A 20535-nucleotide genomic window follows, 5' to 3' on the forward strand; every position below is an offset into this window, starting at 1 on the left:
TTTAACTGAGTTTAATTAACTATTGCTTATTGGCATATAATATGCTATTATTACGGTATAATATGAATATATAAGAACTAAAAGGGAGTAGCATAATAAATAGATTCAACATAACCGGGGAAACCCTGGATCTATTTACTTTTAATATATAAAAAATATTAAAAGAGCGAGACTTTTAGTTAGTGCATTTATTATGCATTAACTAAAGGTCTCGTTTTTTACTTTTAATATAAAAATCATTTAAAGGGGGTGTTTACTTATATTTAATAAAATGAAGCCATAATGGGTATGTATAATGAAAAATTATTTATATTTTAGGAGGAATTAGAATGAATTATCTATTATTATTAATTGGCTTTGCTTTACTTATAAAAGGAGCTGACCTATTTGTTGATGGTGCATCATCTCTAGCTAAGAAGCTGAGGGTACCTTCGATGCTAATTGGTCTAACGATCGTTGCATTTGGAACCAGTGCTCCTGAGGCAGCTGTAAGTATAAATGCAGCATTAAAAAGCTCTAGTGGACTAGCAGTTGGCAATATAGTAGGATCAAATATTTTTAATATACTTTTAGTAGTAGGAATAGCAGCAATGATTAAGCCCATAAGTATTAAGATGAACACTATATTAAAAGAGTTTCCTTTTATGCTATTAGCTACAGTAGTCTTATATATTTTAGGTAATGATATAAAATTTCAAGGTAATTCTATTAATATATTAACTCAAGGGGATGGATTAATAATACTTTCTATATTTGCTGTTTTTCTATACTATTTAGTTGAGATGGCGATACTTTCTAAAGAAGCAAATATTGAAAGCCCGCTAAATGAAGAAAAGGAAATAAATATATATAAAAGTGTGATTTTAGGAATTGTTGGATTAGGAGGAATACTTTTTGGTTCAGATCTCGTAGTGAAAAACAGTACTTCAATAGCCTTACAACTAGGAATGAGTGAAACACTAGTAGGCCTTACTATAGTTGCTGTAGGCACATCATTGCCAGAGTTGGTAACATCTCTTGTTGCAGCACGTAAGGGAGAAGGAGATATAGCTGTTGGTAATGTAATAGGATCAAATTTATTTAATATATTATTTATTCTAGGAGTATCTTCAGTTATAGCTCCTTTAGCCGTAGAGTCTAAGATATTAGTCGATATTATTTTCTTATTAGGAATAACTATATTAACTTACTTATTTGCAATTACTAAAAAAAGATTCTCTAGAGTAGAAGGGGCGATGCTTACTCTACTTTATATAGCATATACTGTGTATATAATTATTAGAAACTAAGTATGATTACAATTAAGTAGAGGGATAAAATTTTAGAGTTCTTTAGTAATTTAAATTATATAAAAGGTAATTCCTAGGGTATATATGAAAGAATACATTCAAATAGAAGATAAGAGGAGATAAAAAGTATGAAAAATATTACCTTTGAAGACATAAGAAAAAATAATGAATTTCAAACATATATACAAAAAGGAGATGAACTTTTATCTGTACTTGGTTTTACAGAACATTCATTTGTACATGCTGGAAGGGTAGCAAATACTGCGGTAAATATATTATCAAGTTTAGGTTATGGTGAAAGAGAAGTAGAACTAGGGAAAATAGCTGGGTATATTCATGATATAGGAAACATGGTTAATAGAGTAGATCATGCTCAGACAGGTGCTGTTTTAGCTTTTAATATTCTAACTAGGATGGGTATGAGTCCAGAAGAAATAGCAACCATTGTATCTTCCATAGGAAATCATGATGAAGGCACAGGAAAACCAGTAAATATAGTTTCAGCGGCCTTGATATTGGCTGATAAATGTGATGTAAGAAGAAGTAGAGTTAGAAATACAGATTTTGCAACTTTTGATATTCATGATAGGGTAAATTATGCAGTTGAACATGCACAAGTGAAGATAGATGAGGAAAAAAGGATTATATTACTAGAAATGAAGATAGATGTGGAGATATCTTCTCTGATGGAGTATTTTGAGATATTCTTAAATCGGATGATGATGTGTAGAAAAGCAGCTGACTTTTTAGATGCTAAATTTGAATTAGTTATGAATGGAACTAAGTTATTATAGTAAGATTAGGTTATATTAGATTATCAAAAGGATAGCATACTCAGGTTGTAATTCAGTCAATTAAGTCATATAATATAAATAAATATCCTAGTAGGTATTTTTCTACACACTAGGATATTTTTAATATATTAATAAAAGTTTGAAAGGAATACTCGCCATGATTGAGATAAATGGTAAATACAACAATGCAATTGTATACACTAAAAATATTGAAGAAGGTGCAGTAAGACAGATTGAAAACCTGCTTAATCAAGAATTTATAAAAGGAAGTAAGATAAGGATAATGCCGGATGTTCATAGTGGGGCAGGGTGTACTATAGGTACTACAATGACAATTGATGATAAAATTGTTCCAAACCTTGTTGGTGTTGACATCGGTTGTGGTATAGAAGTTATAAAGATTAAAAATCGAAATATGGAGCTACAAAAATTAGATAAGTTAATTTATAACAAAATACCTTGTGGGTTTAATATAAGAGATAAAGAGCATAAATTTAATGATGAAATTGATTTGAATGAGCTTAAATGTAAAAGTAAAGTTAACATTAATAGGGCTAGACGTAGTATTGGAACTTTAGGCGGCGGAAACCACTTTATTGAAGCAAATAAAGATAGTAAAGGAAATATATATATATCTATTCACTCAGGTAGTCGTCATTTAGGACATGAGGTTGCAAGTCTTTATCAAGAAGAAGCTTATAAATCAATTAATAATACAAAGGAAGATATACCAAAGGCCTTAGCTTATGTATCAGGACAGCTGTTTGAAGATTATATTCATGATATGAAAATTGTTCAACTTTTTGCAGAATTAAATCGCAAGGCTATGATTCAGGAAATAATTAAGGGTATGAAGCTTGATGTGGTAGAACAATTTACAACTATTCATAACTATATAGATACAGAGAATATGATTTTAAGAAAAGGTGCAGTTTCAGCTAAGTATGGTGAGAAACTTTTAATACCAATAAACATGCGTGATGGTAGCCTTATTTGTATTGGAAAAGGTAATGAAAATTGGAATTTCTCAGCCCCCCATGGTGCAGGAAGACTTATGAGTAGGACAGAAGCTAAAAACTCATTTACTCTTAACCAATTTAAAAAGACTATGGAAGGGATTTATACAACATCGGTAAATAAGCAAACACTTGATGAATGCCCTTTTGCATATAAACCTATAGATGAAATAGTAAACAACATAGGAGATACTGTAGAGATAGTTGAGAAGATAATACCTATATATAACTTTAAAGCTGCAGAGTAGTTGTAATGAAGTAACTTTTAGGAATATATTGTAATTTAAAAACTCCCAGAAGGTAGTCTACCTCTGGGAGTTTTTATTCACATCTATTTATTAAGAAAAGCCTCAATATACTCCTCATATGTCATAACTCTATCATTGTAACCAGTAGATGTTATTTCAATTATTCTATTAGCTATAGTTTGTATAAATTGATGGTCATGGGATGTAAATAAAACATTACTCTTATAATCTCTTAGGCCGTTATTTACAGAGGTTATAGATTCTAGGTCTAAATGATTTGTAGGTTGATCTAATAATAAAACGTTAGCATTAGCTAGCATCATTTTAGATAACATACATCTAACTTTTTCTCCACCAGATAGAACTCTAACTTTCTTTAGTGCCTCATCTCCAGAGAATAGCATTCTACCTAAAAATCCACGTAAATATATTTCGGACTGTTCCACAGAGAATTGACGCAACCAATCTATAAGATTTAAATCTACGTCATTGAAAAACTCAGAGTTATCTTTAGGGAAATAAGAGTTTGTAATTGTTACTCCCCATTTTACTGTACCACTATCAGGTTCTATTTCACCCATTAATATTTTAAATAAAGTTGTAATCGCTATTTCATTATCCCCTATAAAGGCAATTTTATCTCCTTTATTTACTATAAAGCTAACGTTATCGAGCACCTTTACACCATCTATAGTTTTGGATAAATTGTCTACTAATAAAATGTCATTCCCTACTTCTCTTTCCATAGTAAAGCCTACAAAAGGATATCTTCTGGTAGAAGGTTGAATATCATCTAAAGATATCTTTTCTAGTAATTTTTTACGAGAAGTAGCTTGTTTAGATTTAGATGCATTTGCACTAAATCTAGCGATGAAGGCTTGTAGTTCTTTTATTTTATCTTCTTTTTTCTTATTTTGATCTTTCATCATTTGAAGAGCTAACTGGCTGGATTCATACCAGAAATCATAGTTTCCTACAAACATTTTAATTTTACCAAAATCTATATCTACCATATGGGTACATACTTCATTAAGAAAATGTCTATCGTGGGATACTACTAAAACAGTTCCTTCAAAATCGCCTAAAAAGTTTTGCAACCAATTTACAGCTGCAATATCTAAATGGTTGGTAGGCTCGTCCAAAATAAGAATACCAGGTTTGCCAAATAGGGCTTGGGCAAGTAGGACCTTAACCTTTTCAGTACCGGTTAAATCAGCCATCTTCTTATAATGAAGCTCTGTACCTATACCTAAACCTTGTAGTAAAGATGATGCTTCAGATTCTGCGCTCCAGCCATCCATCTCGGCAAATTCACCTTCAAGCTCCGATGCTCTTATTCCATCTTCATCTGTGAAATCTTCTTTAGCATAGATAGCGTCTTTTTCTACCATAATTTCATAAAGTCTTTTGTTACCCATAATAACTGTTTGTATAACTTCATTTTGGTCATATTCATAGTGGTCCTGTTTTAAAACAGACATACGTGTATTGGGAGCAATAGATACATCACCAGTATTTGGCTCTATTTCACCTGATAATATTCTTAAAAAGGTACTCTTTCCAGCTCCATTAGCACCAATTACACCATAGCAGTTTCCAGGTGTAAACTTTAAATTAACATCATCAAATAACTTTTGTCCTTGAAATCCTATACTTAAATTATTTACATTTATCAATTCATTACCATCCCTTACATAATATTTGTCAATTAAAATATTATACCATAAATAATGGAGAAGTTCACTCGCTTTTAATGATTCTATATGATAATAAAACTATTAAAGATTAAACTCACAATAACATTATTTTTGTATACTATTGAAAATAATAATTTGGTAATATAGAATAAGGCTATATTTAGATGAAATCCTAGAATTAGTAGCTATTGGATAAACCAAAGGAGTGAAAACACATGAAGGTTATGATAGTAGGTGCCGGAAAGCTAGGCCAAAAATTGGCAGAGTCATTGGTATTGGAAGATATAGATGTAACATTAGTTGACTACAATGCAAAGATACTAGAGAGAATAAATGAACATATAGATGTTTTGACAGTTACCGCTAGTGGAGTAGATATAGGGATTTTAAAGGAATTAAATATTAAAAGCTATGATTTACTAGTGGCATGTACTAAGGGGGATGAGACAAATACAGTTATATGCTCCTTAGCCAAAAGATTAGGCTGTAAAAAAACAATAGCCAGAATAAGAAATCCAGAATATACTAAGCAATTGGATTTTGTAAAAAAAGAGATGGGTATTGATCATATTGTTAATCCAGAATTTGAAACAGCCAAGGCTATGGAAAAATATTTATTAAAGAACTTTAGTTTTTATACTGGAGATTTCGCCAAAGGCAAAGTTACTATGTTAGACTTTAACATTGGACATAATGAAGATTTTGTTGGAAAACACATTAAGGATCTTAAAAACTTTAGTGGCTTTTTAATAACTGCCATATCTAGAAATGGTAAAATTATAATTCCAAATGGATTTACAGAGTTAATGGAGGACGATATTATACATGTAATAGGAAAAAGTGCTGATATAGCAAGATTAAGTGTTAAATTTGAAAAGGGTATAAATAGAAAAGAAATAGAAAATGTAATGATATTCGGTGGAGGAAAGGTAGGGTTCTATTTAGCTAAAAGACTTACGGAAGCTAATATTTCGGTAACGGTTATAGAACAAGATAAAATTCGGTGTCAAGAGTTAGCTGAAAAACTAGATAATGTTTTAGTAATACATGGAGATGGAACAGATATACATCTATTGGAGGAAGAAAACCTAGAATCCATGGATGCTTTCGTTGGAGCAACAGGCTATGATGAACAAAATCTACTAATGGCTCTAATGGCTAAACATGCAGGGGTATCAAAAACTATAGCAAAGTTTAGTAGACAAAATTATACTAAGATTATTGATAAACTAGGCATAGAGGTGGCTTTAAACCCTGTTTATATTACAGCCTCTAATATATTAAAATATATTAGAGGTGGTAAAGTAGTGTCCGTCTCATTATTGCTAGGAGGAGACGGAGAGGTAACAGAGATTATTGTAGGTGATGATCTTCCTTTTACAGGAAAACCATTGGCAGAACTTAATCTACCTAAGGGTATTATAATAGGTGCTATAGTTCATAATGGAGAAGTCATTATTCCTAATGGAGAATCTGTTATACATCCAGGGGATAGAATTATTATATTCAGCTTGACTGAAGACTTACCTACTTTGAAAATGTTTATTAAACCACACAAGGGAGGTGTTTTTAGTGAATTATGGGATCGTGCTAAGGGTACTAGGTAACATTCTTATAGTTGAATCTTTACTAATGTTACCAGCTCTAACTATAGCTTTTTATATGAACGGTCAGGATAAAATGGCATTTCTCATTACTATAATAATAACAGGCACCATAGGATTTATGATGTCTAAAAAAGCTTCTAATAAGAATAATATTAATGCGAGGGAAGGGTTAGCTATAGTAGCTTTTGGGTGGCTACTGGCCTCTTTGTTTGGAGCACTTCCTTTTTATATATCTGGAAGCATACCTAAATTTATAGATGCATTTTTTGAAACCGTTTCTGGTTTAACAACTACGGGTTCATCAATACTAAGTAATGTAGAAGGCCTTCCACACGGTGCTTTATTTTGGAGATCCTTTACTCATTGGATAGGCGGAATGGGCATATTAGTTTTTACTATCGCTCTACTTCCTGCTTTGGGCATAGGTGGATTTCAAATATTTAAAGCAGAAAGTCCAGGACCTATTGCAGGAAAAATAGCACCTAGAATAAAGGATACGGCAAAGATTTTATATGTAACATATTTTTCAATCACTATATTACATATTATATTTCTAAGATTAGGTGGAATGAATTTATTTGATTCTATGCTCCATACCTTTGGTTCTGTAGGAACCGGAGGGTTTGGTATAAAAAATAATAGTGTTGCCTTCTATGAAAGCTCATATATTCATATTGTAATAGGAGTTTTTATGGTATTATCAGGAGTAAACTTTTCTTTGTACTACTCCTTGTTTAAGGGTAAATGGAAGGAGGTAATACAAGACGAGGAGCTTAAGCTTTACTTAACTATAGTTTCTGTAGCAGTTCTACTTATTGCTATTAATCTTTTTATGACATCCTATCAAAGTATTTTTATAGCCCTTAGGGATTCTTTCTTCCAAGTAAGTTCAATTATAACTACTACAGGATATACTACTGCAGACTTTGATATGTGGCCTGCTTTTAGTAAGGCTATATTATTTACTCTTATGTTTATAGGTGGTTGTGCTGGATCTACAGCAGGTGGGATGAAGGTAATTAGAATATTAATTTTAATTAAACTTATTAAGAGGGATGTTGCAAAGATATTTCACCCTAGAGCTTTTATCTCAATAAAGAATGGTGGTAAAACAATTCCAAACGAAACAATAGTTAGTATAAATACATTTTTCGCTTTATATCTTATGATATTTGTACTGTCAACTATTTTGGTATCATTAGAAGGACTAGATCTTATAAGTGCATCTAGTTCTGTGGCAGCTACATTAGGCAATATTGGCCCTGGACTTGGCTTTGTTGGACCTACTAGAAACTTTGGTGAATTTACTTTTGCAAGTAAAGCATTATTTTCTCTTTTAATGTTATTAGGTAGGCTAGAAATATTTACTATAATTGCTTTGGTAGTGCCAAAAGATTGGACTAGGGAAGTTTAATGGAATTATTAATTATAAATAAAAGAACAAAGGAACATATAATATGAATGTTCCTTTGTTCTTTCATTTATGGCAATATATGTATACCATAACAAATACATGTAGTATAATATTTGATAAAAAGTATTGAGAATATATATAAAATTCATTAGGGGGGAATTGCTTGAAGGAGTTATTCTTATTATTAACAATATGAATAAGGTTATGGAACCTTTAATGCAGTTTTCTGAGTGGCTTCCTAAAATTTTATCTGTAAAGGTTTTGTTTAAAAAGATGGATGAAGTACTTATAAATCAAGATAACTATATTGAAACTTTAGATATGGATACCTTTAAAGAAAGTATAGAATTTAATAATGTCTCTTTTAGCTACGAAGGTACTGAAGTTTTTAAAGATATAAGCCTAAGCATTAAAAAAGGCGGGATTAAAAGAATTTGTAATGGGTCTACCTAATGGAATAGATACTATAATCTTAGATAATGGTAAAAATATATCTGGTGGAGAAAAGAGTAGGGTTGCTATTGCAAGAGGATTGCTAACAAAATCTGATCTAATATTTTTAGACGAAGCCTTTGCAAGCCTTGATCCTAAAGTAGCAAAGGAAATAGAAAATACATTGTTAAACTTAGAAGGAATAACAGTAGTTAATTTAAGTCATATTATATTTGAGGAAACTAGAAAAAAATATGATAAAGTATTAGTAGTTAAAAATAAAACTGTAGGAGATATTGTAGTTGCATAAAAAATGTACAATATCTGTACCCATCTGTACAGATATTGTACATTTTTTGTATTTAAGAAAGTATATATTTTTTATCACATTGAATAATGTAGGGCTAAAGCTTTTAGTGATTTGTTAAAAAAATGGCATAGATTTTGCTTATATATAAGGTTGTAAAAGTAAAACGTATAAAATTTTTACTATAATTTGTTAAAAATTTAACTGATAAAGGAGGATATATTATGGAATTTGGTTTCTCGAAAGAGCATACTTTACTCAAGCAAATGTATAGAGAATTCGCTGAAAATGAAGTAAAACCTTTAGCAGCAGAAATAGATGAAGAAGAGAGGTTTCCTGTAGAAACTATTAAAAAAATGGTTAAATCAGGATTTATGGGTATACCATTCCCTAAAAAATATGGTGGAGAAGGTGGAGACAATATTGGATATGCTATAGCTGTTGAAGAACTTTCAAGAGTTTGTGCTACAACAGGAGTTATATTATCTGCCCATGTTTCATTAGGTGCTCATCCTATATACGAGTTTGGAACAGAAGAGCAAAAACAAAAGCACCTAATTCCTCTAGCAAATGGAGAAAAACTAGGAGCTTTTGCTCTTACGGAGCCTAATGCCGGAACTGATGCTTCAGCACAGCAAACTACAGCTGTACTAGATGGCGACAGTTATATTCTTAATGGATCAAAAATATTTATAACTAATGCAGGATATGCTCAAACCTATATAATTATGGCTATGACAGATAAATCGGCAGGAACTAGAGGAATATCAGCTTTTATAGTAGATGCAGATACAAAAGGATTTACAGTAGGGCCTAAAGAGAAAAAGTTGGGAATTAAAGGATCTTCTACTTGCGAGCTTATATTTGAAAATTGTAGAGTACCTAAGGAAAATCTGATAGGGAAAGAGGGTATGGGATTTAAAGTTGCTATGAAAACCCTTGATGGAGGAAGAATTGGTATAGCGGCCCAAGCTCTAGGAATAGCCCAAGGAGCCTTAGATGAAACTATAAGTTATGTTAAAGAAAGAATGCAATTTGGAAAGCCTATATCAGCCTTCCAAAATACACAATTTCAATTGGCAGATATGGCATCAAAGATTGAAGCTTCAAGACTTTTAGTATATAAGGCTGCTTACAATAAGGATAAGGGGCTGCCATATTCCTATGAAGCAGCTATGGCTAAATTAGTTGCAGCAGAGACAGCTGTGGAAGTTACTACCAAAGCAGTTCAGCTTCATGGTGGATACGGATATACAAGAGAATATCCAGTTGAGAGAATGATGAGAGATGCAAAAATAACAGAAATATATGAAGGTACTTCTGAAGTACAAAGAATGGTAATATCAGCAAGTTTATTAAAATAGGAGGAGGTCTAGATTATGAAAATAGTTGTTTGTATAAAACAAGTTCCAGATACAACGGAAGTTAAATTAGATCAAAAAACTGGAACCCTTATTCGTGAAGGGGTTCCATCCATAATAAATCCAGATGATAAAAGTGGTCTTGAAGCAGCTTTAAGATTAAAGGATGAGCATGGAGCAGAAGTTACTGTTATTACGATGGGACCTCCTCAAGCAGATTTAGCACTTAGAGAAGCTATTGCTATGGGAGCAGACAGAGCTATACTCCTTACTGATAAAGCTTTTGCAGGAGCTGATACATGGGCTACTTCATCAGCCTTAGCAGGTGCTATTAGAAATATGGAATATGATTTAATTATAGCTGGCAGACAAGCAATAGATGGAGATACCGCTCAGGTTGGACCTCAAATAGCAGAACATTTAAATATTCCATCTGTTACATATGCCTTAGATATGGAACTTGTAGACAAAGGGATAATAGTAAAAAGAGCTTTTGAAGATGGATATCACAAAATAAAGGTTAATACACCATGTCTTATAACTACACTTAAGGAAATGAATGAGGCAAGATACATGAGGATTTCAGGTATATATGACGCTTATAAAGAAGATAAGGTGGAAGTGTGGACAGTTAATGATATAGAAGTAGATCATAGTAATCTTGGACTTAAAGGTTCTCCTACTAAAGTAAAAAAATCCTTTACTAAGGGAGTTAAGACAGCAGGGAAGGTATTTGATGTAGAAGCTAAAGAAGCGGCTCAAATAATAGTGGATAAATTAAAAGAAAAATATATTATTTCCTAATTATAATTTAGATGATTGGAGGGAGATTAATGAGTTTAGCAGATTACAAAGGTGTTTTAGTATATATTGAGCAAAGAAATAAAGAAATTCAAAAGGTTTCTATTGAGCTATTAGGAAAAGGAAAAGAAATTGCAGATAAGCTTGGGGAAAAGTTAAGTGCAGTAATTATCGGTTACGATGTTAAAAATCTGGCACAGGAGTTAATATATTATGGAGCTGAAAGAGTAATAGTTGTTGACGATAAAATTCTTGAAAATTTTATTACAGAACCATATACAAAGGCTCTTACAGCAGTTATTAATGATGAAAAACCAGAGGTTGTATTAGTAGGTGCTACTTCTATAGGTAGAGATTTATCTCCTAGAGTTTCTGCAAGAGTCCATACAGGACTTACAGCTGATTGTACTTCATTAGATATAGATGAGGAAACAAAGCAGCTACTTATGACAAGACCAGCTTTTGGTGGAAATATAATGGCGACGATAATATGTCCTGATCATAGACCACAGATATCTACAGTAAGACCTGGAGTTATGCTAAAACCTCATAAGGATACGAGTAGAACAGGAGAGATTATAGACTTTGATGCTGGATTACTTCCTACTGATGTAAATATAGAAATTCTTGAGATTGTAAAAGAAGACAAAAAGAAGGTTAATATAGAAGATGCTAAATTACTTATATCCGCTGGTAGAGGTATAGGTTCAAAAGAAAATATGGTTCATTTATATGAACTGGCTGAAGAACTTAAAGGAGAAGTATCTGGATCTCGTGCAGTAATAGACAATGGATGGCTTGACAAAGAAAGACAAGTAGGCCAGACTGGAAGAACTGTAAGACCAGATCTATACTTTGCTTGTGGTATATCTGGAGCTATACAACACGTTGCTGGTATGGAAGAATCCGAGCTTATAATAGCGATAAATAAAAATCCTGATGCTGCAATATTTGAAGTTGCAGATATTGGAATAGTGGGAGATGTTTCGAAAGTAATACCACTTCTTACTGAGGAAATAAAAAAACTTAAATTTGAATAATAAGGATAACAATAAAAAATCCAGCTTATATTGGCACTGGATAGAACAGTATAAACCTAAAATTAAGTGAATTGGCAGTTGCCAACATGGATTTTCAAATGAAAAGCTCAACGCAAGTTAAATCATGCGTTGAGCTTTTCATTTATTACCATTCAATGTACCTCGTCGTCATTTCTTCCCAAAATTGACAGAAGAGCATTGTAAAATTCAATGGGCTTATCTAGCATTGTCGCGTGACCTGCACCAGATATGGAGTAAAACCCCTTTTGGGGTGCAGTAATTGTGTGGTAATATTCTGCCACAATGGGATAAGGTGTCTGCCAATCCTCAGTGCCGTGTATATAAAATACCGGCACCTGATATGTCGTTACTGTATTCAGGTTGAGTGTTCCAAAAAGCTCTTGGAAAATAAGTGACTGTCCATGCGAGATACCATCTATATCTGCAAAAATCAGATACCGTAAATCTTTCAGGCTGTAAAGCGGTGATGTTGCAGCAGAAATAATGAGCTTGGCAGTCGGACTAGCTGCAAGGCCATATTTCCCTTGAATTTTTCGGAGCGTGGATAGTTTGTTTTTCATATCCTGATTGAACACTTTGGTAGGGTATGGCTCCAGTGATTGCAATGCTTGAATATCTTTTTTACATTCGGCAGATATGGCATTTTCCAGTGCTTTCTCAAACCCTATCCGTTCATTTTCAAGCATATTGACAACTTGCCCAACTCCGATATAACCCGATACCAATTGGGGATATTGGTGAACAAATAAACTGCCTAAAACACTTCCCCACGAATGACCCATAATCCAAATTTTTTCTTTTCCATATTTCTCTTTTAAATATAAAACAATTTCATGTGTGTCTGATATGAGTTGTTTTATTGTCGTGGTTGGTGTAACTTCTTTTGAAATATTTTGATAAAAAGTTTTGCCACTGTTCCTTTGCTCCCAATGCACTACTGTAACGTATTTTTCCCACGGTAATTGAAAGTCTTGCGCAAATGGCAGCATGGGAGAGCCTGGGCCACCATGTAAAAACAACATTACTGGATTGTGGATATTCTCACCGCGATGATACAAATATTGCTGGATATTTCCAATTGTTACATACTCCCCAAAGTCTACACCTGAAGGCTGTTTTATAGATACCCTGGATTTTTTCTTTCTCTTTCTTTTTGTGACCAGCAAGCAGATCAGCCCAAAAACAAATAGGAAAATAAAAGCGCCCGTGATGATAAAGACAACTTTCATTAGCTGTCTTCTCCTGCGATATATTCCGCTATAGCAGTCACAAGAATATCTAAAGCCTTCTGCCTACCTTCAGAATAAAAATTATTACTGTTGGAAGCGACGAAGCTAAGGGCATCCATAAGCTGTGATAGTACATTGACATCGCAAACTGTTTCATCTATTTCAAAAATTTCAGATGTCCGTTTGAAGTAGTCTTTTGACTTTTCCTTTTCCTTTTCATATATTTCACTCGGCAGTCTATGTAAAAGGTTTTCGAAATCAGTTGGCGAAACATACAAAATGATACTATCGGGTGCCAGATATATTTCTTTCGCCGCTTTTATTGCTTTTTCCCTCTTGTCAATATTCTCGCCTTTCAACGCCTCAATACGGTTAAACATATTGGTTTCACAACGTTTTAGAATATCATAAAGCAGTTCTTCTTTGGAATCATAGTACAAATAGAATGAGCCTTTACCGATACCTGCTGCTTTCGTAATGTCCTCGACAGTGACCTTTTTTATACCCTTTTGTTTGATTAAGTCTACACCTTTCTCAAACATTAACTCTTTGATTCTCTGTTTTTCATTTTCGCTTACTATTTTAGGCATAGAGTTCTCCTTTTATGTTTTTATTGACTATTTTTATTATTTTTGGTCATTTATATTTTAAATCAATTACATCGACATGTCAACGGATTTTATGACCTTTATGGCTAATAAACCTTGTTATGGTGGGTTAGAGATGGATGCAAACGAACAATGCACGATATGAGATACATGTGTAGGAAGGTTTTTGACGGAACAAAAAAACCGTAAACGTCCAATTCGCATGAACAAAAAGAAGAAACGGCGTAGCTATATAGCTACACCGCTTCATCCAAACATATACTGTTTTACCTAGCCCCGCCGTGAGTTGGATTTTTTTATTTAATCTAATTTTTTAAAAATTTTATGAAACAAAATATCATATAGCACGGAATTTTACTTCAACTATTTTATTGGTCTCAAAAGTTTTTTTTACATCTATAATTCTTTGGTTAGCAGATCCTATAAATTTTAAATCTGATTTCTTTTTAGTTTTGTCATACTTTCCATCTACTATAATATCTGAATGTTTAAGTAACATATCCCAATCTTTTTTGTGTTCTATTTCATCTAATATTTTCTCATATAGATATCCAGTATAAGTAACAACATCTAATCCCATTTCCTTTACTAATTTTGCAAGTATCCCAAATATATGTGCCTGCTCAAAAGGGTCACCACCACTAAAGGTAACTCCCTGTAATAGAGGGTTTTTTCTAACTCTTTCAACTATCTCATCTATTGAAATAAGGTATCCACCTTCCAAAGAATGGGTTTCAGGATTATGACATTCTAAACAATTATGCTTGCAACCTTGTGCAAAAACTACTAATCTAATACCAGGTCCATCTACTATTGATTCATTAATAATTCCAGAGATTCTTAAAAAATTATACATTATCATCACCTTCAGTTATTAGAATAGATTATATATGTTTGACTCTGTCTTTTTCTTCTTCTTTTTTAGCGTCATTAAATCTATCTAATGTTCCTACTAGATATCCAGTAATACGTCGTATCCTTTCAAATTTTATAGATCCTTCTTCTCTTCCACATTTAGGGCATGTGTCTCCAATTATACCTGTATAACCACAAATGGTATCTCTGTCTATTGGATGATTTATTGAACCATAACCAATGCCTAGCTCTTTCATTGCTCTAACTATTTTTTCAAATGCTTCTAAATTGTTAGATGGATCTCCATCTAGCTCTACATATGTTATATGCCCAGCATTTGTCAACTCATGGTATGGAGCCTCAATTCTTATTTTATCGTAAGCGTTTAATTTGTAGTAAACAGGAACATGAAAACTATTAGTGTAATACTTTCTATCTGTTACTCCTTTTATTTCTCCAAATACTTCTTTATCTATTTTTACAAATCTACCTGCTGTTCCTTCAGCTGGAGTAGCAATCAAAGTAAAGTTAAGCTTGTGCTCTAGGCTTGCTTGATCCATTCTGTTTCGCATATGTGTAATTATTTTCAGTCCGAGCTTTTGAGAAGTTTCTGACTCTCCATGGTGTTTATCAGTTAACGCTACTAAGCATTCGGCTAACCCAATAAATCCAGTTGTTAATGTTCCATGTTTTAAAACTTCTCTTATTTCATCTTCCTTATTTAATTTGTCGGCACCTATCCATACTCCTTCTCCCATAAGGAATGGAAAGTTTTTTACTTTCTTTCTTGCCTGAATTTCAAATCTTTCTAATAGTTGTTCTATAACTTTATCGATTCTATTATCTAATTCTTTAAAGAAAATATCCAGATTGCCTTTGCTATTTAAGGCTAGCCTTGGTAAGTTAATAGTTGTAAAACTTAAATTTCCTCTTCCAAAAGTAATTTCTTGCAATGGATCAAAAGTATTTCCAATAACTCTTGTTCTACATCCCATATAAGCTACTTCTGTTTCTGGATGACCTTTTTTATAATATTGTAGATTGAATGGTGCATCAATAAAAGAAAAATTAGGAAACAATCTTTTTGCACTTACTCTACAAGCTAACTGGAAAAGATCGTAATTTGTATCTTCTAAATTATAATTAATACCTTCTTTAACTTTAAAAATCTGTATTGGAAATATTGCGGTTTCACCATTTCCTAAGCCTGCTTCAGTTGCTAGAAGAAGATTTTTTATAACTAGTCTTCCTTCAGGAGAGTCATCTAAGCCATAGTTAATAGAGCTAAATGGAATTTGAGCCCCTGCTCTGCTATGCATAGTATTTAGGTTATGTATAAGTGCTTCCATTGCTTGATATGTTCTTTTTTCTGTTTCTTTTATTGCATTTTCTGTAGCAAAATTTTGTGCTTTTTTGATAATAGCATCATCTTCAATATGATTTTTAAGTAATAAATATTCCTGGTGTTGGTAGCCATTATTATCTGCTAAACAAGGAGAAATACTATGTTCTAGTTTTATTGTATGTACAATATTATCGATTATTTGCTCCATATTATTTGTATTTATAAGTAGTTCTAAGGCTTTTGTAAGGTTTTGTTTGTATAGCTTAATATAGGTTTTAGTAACACCAGGAGCCATACCATAGTCGAAATTAGGAATACTCTGACCTCCATGTTGATCATTTTGATTAGATTGTATAGCTATACATGCAAGAGCAGCATAACTGATAATATCATTAGGCACTCTTAGATTTCCATGTCCAGTACAAAAACCTTTATTAAATAATCTATTTATATCTATTTGACAACATGTAGTTGTCAGTGTTAAAAAGTCTAAATCATGGATATGAATATCTCCATTATTATGTAGTTTAGAATGTTCCGGATTTAATATAAACATTTCATAGAACTGCTTAGCGCTTTCTGTACCATATTTAAGCATGGTTCCCATCGCTGTGTCACCATCAATATTAGCATTTTCTCTTTTTAAATCGCTATCTTTTGATTCTTTAAAAGTTATATCTTCCATTACTTTCATAAGTCTAGTATTCATCTCACGTAATTTTGTACGTTCAGAACGATATAGTATATAATTTTTTGCTATCTGAGGCATATTATTTTCTATTAATACCTGCTCTACAACATCTTGTATCTCTTCAACATTTGGAGTACTATTACTAAATCTATCCAATAGATTTTTTACAACCTGTTCTGCTAAAGTTACTGTTTCATCATAAGAATTAGTTCCAACAGACATGCTAGCTTTATAAATAGCATTAGTAATTTTCTCCATGTTAAACAATACTTCTCTTCCATCTCTTTTTCTTACCTTTGTAATCATAGTTGACCTCCATAAAATAATAATAAAACCCCTTAAAGTGAATCAAGGGGAGAGGAATATAATAATCAATACCTTTAATACTTATTACTAACACAACATTCGAGGAATAAGTATAAAAATTATTTTAATAACTTTTTTCCAACATATTGTAATTTATATTTTATCACACACCATATATGGTATCAATAGATTTTATTTTATAAATAAATACAGCATTTATCAAAATCTTATTTTCAAACTACAGAACATACGTTTGCAAAGTTTTGTAAAATATAGTAAAATGTTAGTAACAAAAATGTCTGGGGTGGTTTTATGGATGTATTCGAAAAATTAAAGATATTGTCAGATGCTGCAAAATATGATGTTTCTTGTTCTTCAAGTGGAAGTAGTAGAAAAAGTAAAAAAGAAGGCTTAGGGAATGCCAGTGTAAATGGCATATGCCATAGTTGGTCTGATGATGGTAGATGTATTTCTCTTCTAAAGATACTATTTACTAATGATTGTATATATAATTGTGTCTACTGTATAAATAGATGCACAAATGATCTACCTAGAGCAATGTTTACTCCTGAAGAAGTAGTAGATTTAACTATAAACTTTTATAAAAGGAACTATATTGAAGGTCTTTTTTTAAGCTCAGCAGTCTATAGGAATCCTAATTATACTATGGAACTTTTAGGTAAGACTGTTAAGAAACTTCGAGAAGAACAAAATTTTAATGGGTATATTCATTTAAAAGCCATTCCAGGTGCGGATAAAGAAATAATTGAAAAAGCAGGGATGTATGCAGATAGAATGAGTGTAAATATCGAATTACCTTCTAGTGAAGGATTAAGGTCATTAGCACCTCAAAAAAATAAAGAAAGTATATTAAGACCTATGAACTTTATAAATAGCAGGATGCTTCAATCTATTGAAGAAATAAAGACGTTTAAACATGCTGAAAAGTTTGTTCCAGCAGGACAGACTACTCAACTTATTGTTGGTGCTACTAGAGATAATGATTTAAAAATACTAAAACTTTCAGAAGGATTATATAAAGGATATAAACTAAAAAGAGTCTATTACTCTGCTTATGTTCCTGTGACAAACAATCCTAATTTGCCAGTTATTTCATCACCACCTTTTTTGAGAGAAAATAGACTATATCAAGCTGATTGGCTGTTAAGGTTTTATGGATATAATGCAGATGAGCTTCTAGATGAAAGTAAACCAAATTTTGATTTAGAAATAGATCCAAAGTGCGACTGGGCTTTAACAAATATTAATTTATTTCCAGTAGAAATAAATAAAGCAGATTATAATATGTTACTCAGAATTCCTGGGATAGGAGTAAAATCAGCTATGAGAATAGTTTCTGCAAGGAAATTTGCTTCCTTAGATTTTGATCATCTAAGAAAGCTAGGAGTTGTATTAAAGAGAGCTAAATATTTTATTACCTGTAAAGGTAAATATTATGGATTAAAAAGCATGGATGGTCAAAATATAAGAAAACATTTAGTCTCAGAAACAAAAGGGAAGGAAAGTACAAATGGAATTGAACAGTTGTCTATTTTTTCTCTGTATCCTAATCTTATTATCAACAATAATAAAACAATAGTGACGGGAGCATTTTAATGATTTACTACATATATGATGGAAGTTTTGATGGTATTTTAACAGCTATATATGATGCTTACTATAGAAGGGAAACTCCAGAAAAAATAGTTTCTGAAGATGATTTTCAAGAAAGTTTTTTAATTAATAAGATATATATTAAAACCGACAGAGAAAAAGCAGATAAAGTATATAATGCAATACAAACAAAAATTTCTAACCAAGCTTTGAAAAATATATTTTATGTATACTTATCTGAAAGGGAAGATATAGGAACTATTATATATCATTATTTAAAGCTTGGCTGGAAAATTGGGATAGATATAGATTTAAATCTTACTAATAATAATGTATTATTAGTACAGAACATATGTCAAAGTGTGTCTAAAGAAAGACATTTCATGTTAGGATTAGTTCGTTTTAGAGAACTCAAAAATAATATATTGTACGCACCTATAGAGCCTGAATACAATATAATTGGATTGATTGGTCAGCACTTTTCTAGTAGAATATCTAATGAAAACTGGATTATACATGACGTAAATAGAAATATTGCGGCCATTTATAATAAACAGGAATGGATAATAATAGAGTTAGAAATGAATCGAACAATTGAATTACATAAGGATGAAGAAACCTATCAAAGGCTTTGGAAGGAATACTTTAATAATATATCTATTAAAAACAAAGTAAATCCAAAACTACAAAAAAGGAATATGCCTATGAAATATTGGAAGTACCTTATAGAAAAATAGTTATTGTATTGGATTTTAGTCTTAATTTATTAATACTATAATATTAAGGGGTGATATAAATGGCAGCAACATTTAAAAATGACTGGGAAGATTTGTTAAAAGAAGAGTTTGAGAAAGAATACTATAAAAAATTAAGGATGTTTTTAATTCAAGAGTATAAAACAAGAATTATATATCCAGATATGTACAATATTTTTAATGCTCTTCATTATACTTCCTATAAAGATGTAAAGGTAGTTATATTAGGACAAGATCCTTATCATGGACCAAATCAAGCTCATGGTCTTAGTTTTTCAGTAAAGCCTGGAGTTCCAGCACCACCATCTTTAGTAAACATATATAAAGAGCTAAAGGAAGACTTGGGATGCTATATTCCAAACAACGGTTATCTTAAAAAGTGGGCTGACCAAGGTGTTCTTTTGTTAAATACGGCATTAACAGTAAGAGGTGGAGAAGCTAATTCTCATAAAGGAATTGGATGGGAAATATTCACAGATAATATAATAAATTTATTAAATATAAGAAAAGATCCTATAGTATTTATATTGTGGGGAAATAACGCGATTAGTAAAGAGAAACTAATAACTAACTCTAATCACCATATAGTTAAATCTACACATCCTAGTCCTTTATCAGCTAGTAGAGGATTTTTTGGTTCTAGGCCTTTTTCAAAAACAAATGACTTCTTAAAATCTATAGGAAAAGGCTCTATAGATTGGCAAATAGAAAATATATAGAGTATAGTTTGGTATATATTTTTACAATACATAAAACTATAGCAAAGAAAGCTAGTAGTTTAAATTTGTTTTGTTTACAAAATATCTCAATTAATGTTTGTGTATTATTTAGTAGAAGTATTTTTTAGGTAATTAGGTGAAATAATATATATGCCTAATTGATTTTTAAATAGCAATTATTTAATTAGTATAACAAAGGCGTATTTTATTTAAAAGGCCCCATAGAAGTTTTTATTACTAAGGTGTAAAGAGACTAAATACTAGCTATATATTTACTTATTAGAAAAATAAAAAATATATGATTAATATAGGCCTGGAAGGGTATTTTTAAATTAAATGATATAAATTAAGGTTTAGCTATTAAGGGTTATAATATCTAGATATAT

General features: G+C 31.6%; 18 protein-coding genes. 13 read left to right on the top strand and 5 right to left on the bottom strand.

What is annotated here, in order from left to right:
- Positions 1 to 329 precede the first annotated feature (329 nt).
- The 3 genes from KQI88_RS01915 (at position 330) to KQI88_RS01925 (ending at position 3347) form a co-directional block, all read left to right on the top strand.
- Entirely contained in the window at positions 330 to 1289 is a 960-nt protein-coding gene (locus tag KQI88_RS01915) for a calcium/sodium antiporter (RefSeq protein ID WP_216414671.1), read from the top strand.
- A 128-nt stretch (positions 1290 to 1417) separates the two neighbouring features.
- The gene (locus KQI88_RS01920; protein WP_216414672.1) at positions 1418 to 2083 is read left to right on the top strand and encodes an HD domain-containing protein; all 666 of its coding nucleotides are present in this window, start codon (positions 1418 to 1420) and stop codon (positions 2081 to 2083) included.
- Between the two features lie 157 nt (positions 2084 to 2240).
- A complete protein-coding gene (locus tag KQI88_RS01925) occupies positions 2241 to 3347 on the top strand; it encodes an RtcB family protein (RefSeq protein WP_216414673.1) in 1107 nt (368 codons plus the stop codon).
- A gap of 83 nt (positions 3348 to 3430) precedes the next feature.
- Here the strand turns inward: KQI88_RS01925 and KQI88_RS01930 are convergent, their stop codons facing one another.
- Positions 3431 to 5023 carry an ABC-F family ATP-binding cassette domain-containing protein gene (locus tag KQI88_RS01930; protein ID WP_216414674.1) on the bottom strand — a complete coding sequence of 531 codons (1593 nt, stop codon included), beginning with the start codon at positions 5021 to 5023 and terminating at the stop codon, positions 3431 to 3433.
- A gap of 236 nt (positions 5024 to 5259) precedes the next feature.
- Between KQI88_RS01930 and trkA the strand changes: the two genes are divergently transcribed.
- The 7 genes from trkA to KQI88_RS01965 all read left to right on the top strand — a co-directional run bounded on the left by trkA (position 5260) and on the right by KQI88_RS01965 (position 12006).
- The gene (gene trkA / locus KQI88_RS01935; protein ID WP_216414675.1) at positions 5260 to 6651 is read left to right on the top strand and encodes a Trk system potassium transporter TrkA; all 1392 of its coding nucleotides are present in this window, start codon (positions 5260 to 5262) and stop codon (positions 6649 to 6651) included.
- Complete coding sequence (locus KQI88_RS01940) at positions 6617 to 8065, top strand: TrkH family potassium uptake protein (protein ID WP_216414676.1); 1449 nt, start codon at positions 6617 to 6619, stop codon at positions 8063 to 8065. Before trkA ends, KQI88_RS01940 begins: the two co-directional genes overlap by 35 nt.
- Before the next feature lie 159 nt (positions 8066 to 8224).
- Positions 8225 to 8518, top strand: a complete 294-nt coding sequence (locus tag KQI88_RS01945; protein WP_216414677.1) for a hypothetical protein — start codon at positions 8225 to 8227, stop codon at positions 8516 to 8518.
- Positions 8505 to 8807: an ATP-binding cassette domain-containing protein gene (locus KQI88_RS01950; RefSeq protein ID WP_216414678.1), complete on the top strand. Its 303-nt coding sequence runs from the start codon at positions 8505 to 8507 to the stop codon at positions 8805 to 8807. Before KQI88_RS01945 ends, KQI88_RS01950 begins: the two co-directional genes overlap by 14 nt.
- A gap of 221 nt (positions 8808 to 9028) precedes the next feature.
- The gene (locus KQI88_RS01955) at positions 9029 to 10168 is read left to right on the top strand and encodes an acyl-CoA dehydrogenase (protein WP_216414679.1); all 1140 of its coding nucleotides are present in this window, start codon (positions 9029 to 9031) and stop codon (positions 10166 to 10168) included.
- A 15-nt stretch (positions 10169 to 10183) separates the two neighbouring features.
- Positions 10184 to 10969 carry an electron transfer flavoprotein subunit beta/FixA family protein gene (locus KQI88_RS01960; protein WP_212379808.1) on the top strand — a complete coding sequence of 262 codons (786 nt, stop codon included), beginning with the start codon at positions 10184 to 10186 and terminating at the stop codon, positions 10967 to 10969.
- 29 nt (positions 10970 to 10998) lie between these two features.
- The gene (locus KQI88_RS01965; RefSeq protein WP_216414680.1) at positions 10999 to 12006 is read left to right on the top strand and encodes an electron transfer flavoprotein subunit alpha/FixB family protein; all 1008 of its coding nucleotides are present in this window, start codon (positions 10999 to 11001) and stop codon (positions 12004 to 12006) included.
- A gap of 152 nt (positions 12007 to 12158) precedes the next feature.
- On the opposite strand, the gene KQI88_RS01970 is transcribed toward KQI88_RS01965, so the two are convergent.
- The 4 genes from KQI88_RS01970 to KQI88_RS01985 all read right to left on the bottom strand — a co-directional run bounded on the left by KQI88_RS01970 (position 12159) and on the right by KQI88_RS01985 (position 17061).
- Positions 12159 to 13256 carry an alpha/beta fold hydrolase gene (locus KQI88_RS01970; protein WP_216414681.1) on the bottom strand — a complete coding sequence of 366 codons (1098 nt, stop codon included), beginning with the start codon at positions 13254 to 13256 and terminating at the stop codon, positions 12159 to 12161.
- On the bottom strand, positions 13256 to 13846 hold the full coding sequence (locus tag KQI88_RS01975; protein WP_216414682.1) for a TetR/AcrR family transcriptional regulator: 591 nt from the start codon (positions 13844 to 13846) through the stop codon (positions 13256 to 13258). The genes KQI88_RS01970 and KQI88_RS01975 overlap by 1 nt, the downstream gene beginning before the upstream one ends.
- Before the next feature lie 355 nt (positions 13847 to 14201).
- Positions 14202 to 14720, bottom strand: a complete 519-nt coding sequence (nrdG, locus tag KQI88_RS01980; protein WP_216414683.1) for an anaerobic ribonucleoside-triphosphate reductase activating protein — start codon at positions 14718 to 14720, stop codon at positions 14202 to 14204.
- Positions 14721 to 14748: 28 nt separating this feature from the next.
- Positions 14749 to 17061 carry an anaerobic ribonucleoside triphosphate reductase gene (locus tag KQI88_RS01985; protein ID WP_216414684.1) on the bottom strand — a complete coding sequence of 771 codons (2313 nt, stop codon included), beginning with the start codon at positions 17059 to 17061 and terminating at the stop codon, positions 14749 to 14751.
- 312 nt (positions 17062 to 17373) lie between these two features.
- On the opposite strand from KQI88_RS01985, the gene KQI88_RS01990 reads away from it, so the two are divergent.
- The 3 genes from KQI88_RS01990 to KQI88_RS02000 are packed head-to-tail and all read left to right on the top strand — an operon-like array spanning position 17374 to position 20149.
- Positions 17374 to 18678, top strand: a complete 1305-nt coding sequence (locus KQI88_RS01990; RefSeq protein WP_216414685.1) for a putative DNA modification/repair radical SAM protein — start codon at positions 17374 to 17376, stop codon at positions 18676 to 18678.
- Positions 18678 to 19412, top strand: a complete 735-nt coding sequence (locus tag KQI88_RS01995) for a TIGR03915 family putative DNA repair protein (RefSeq protein ID WP_216414686.1) — start codon at positions 18678 to 18680, stop codon at positions 19410 to 19412. Before KQI88_RS01990 ends, KQI88_RS01995 begins: the two co-directional genes overlap by 1 nt.
- 59 nt (positions 19413 to 19471) lie before the next feature.
- Entirely contained in the window at positions 19472 to 20149 is a 678-nt protein-coding gene (locus tag KQI88_RS02000) for a uracil-DNA glycosylase (protein ID WP_216414687.1), read from the top strand.
- Positions 20150 to 20535 lie beyond the last annotated feature (386 nt).

The organism is Alkaliphilus flagellatus, assembly GCF_018919215.1.
Lineage (GTDB): Bacteria > Bacillota > Clostridia > Peptostreptococcales > Natronincolaceae > Alkaliphilus_B > Alkaliphilus_B flagellatus.

Excerpts from the sequence above, each read along its gene's own strand:
- KQI88_RS01915 (WP_216414671.1), top strand. The coding sequence starts at position 330 with ATGAATTATCTATTATTATTAATTGGCTTTGCTTTACTTATAAAAGGA.
- KQI88_RS01920 (WP_216414672.1), top strand. The coding sequence starts at position 1,418 with ATGAAAAATATTACCTTTGAAGACATAAGAAAAAATAATGAATTTCAA.
- KQI88_RS01925 (WP_216414673.1), top strand. The coding sequence starts at position 2,241 with ATGATTGAGATAAATGGTAAATACAACAATGCAATTGTATACACTAAA.
- trkA (WP_216414675.1), top strand. The coding sequence starts at position 5,260 with ATGAAGGTTATGATAGTAGGTGCCGGAAAGCTAGGCCAAAAATTGGCA.
- KQI88_RS01950 (WP_216414678.1), top strand. The coding sequence starts at position 8,505 with ATGGGTCTACCTAATGGAATAGATACTATAATCTTAGATAATGGTAAA.
- KQI88_RS01955 (WP_216414679.1), top strand. The coding sequence starts at position 9,029 with ATGGAATTTGGTTTCTCGAAAGAGCATACTTTACTCAAGCAAATGTAT.
- KQI88_RS01960 (WP_212379808.1), top strand. The coding sequence starts at position 10,184 with ATGAAAATAGTTGTTTGTATAAAACAAGTTCCAGATACAACGGAAGTT.
- KQI88_RS01965 (WP_216414680.1), top strand. The coding sequence starts at position 10,999 with ATGAGTTTAGCAGATTACAAAGGTGTTTTAGTATATATTGAGCAAAGA.
- KQI88_RS01970 (WP_216414681.1), bottom strand. The coding sequence starts at position 13,256 with ATGAAAGTTGTCTTTATCATCACGGGCGCTTTTATTTTCCTATTTGTT.
- KQI88_RS01975 (WP_216414682.1), bottom strand. The coding sequence starts at position 13,846 with ATGCCTAAAATAGTAAGCGAAAATGAAAAACAGAGAATCAAAGAGTTA.
- nrdG (WP_216414683.1), bottom strand. The coding sequence starts at position 14,720 with ATGTATAATTTTTTAAGAATCTCTGGAATTATTAATGAATCAATAGTA.
- KQI88_RS01985 (WP_216414684.1), bottom strand. The coding sequence starts at position 17,061 with ATGATTACAAAGGTAAGAAAAAGAGATGGAAGAGAAGTATTGTTTAAC.
- KQI88_RS01990 (WP_216414685.1), top strand. The coding sequence starts at position 17,374 with ATGGATGTATTCGAAAAATTAAAGATATTGTCAGATGCTGCAAAATAT.
- KQI88_RS01995 (WP_216414686.1), top strand. The coding sequence starts at position 18,678 with ATGATTTACTACATATATGATGGAAGTTTTGATGGTATTTTAACAGCT.
- KQI88_RS02000 (WP_216414687.1), top strand. The coding sequence starts at position 19,472 with ATGGCAGCAACATTTAAAAATGACTGGGAAGATTTGTTAAAAGAAGAG.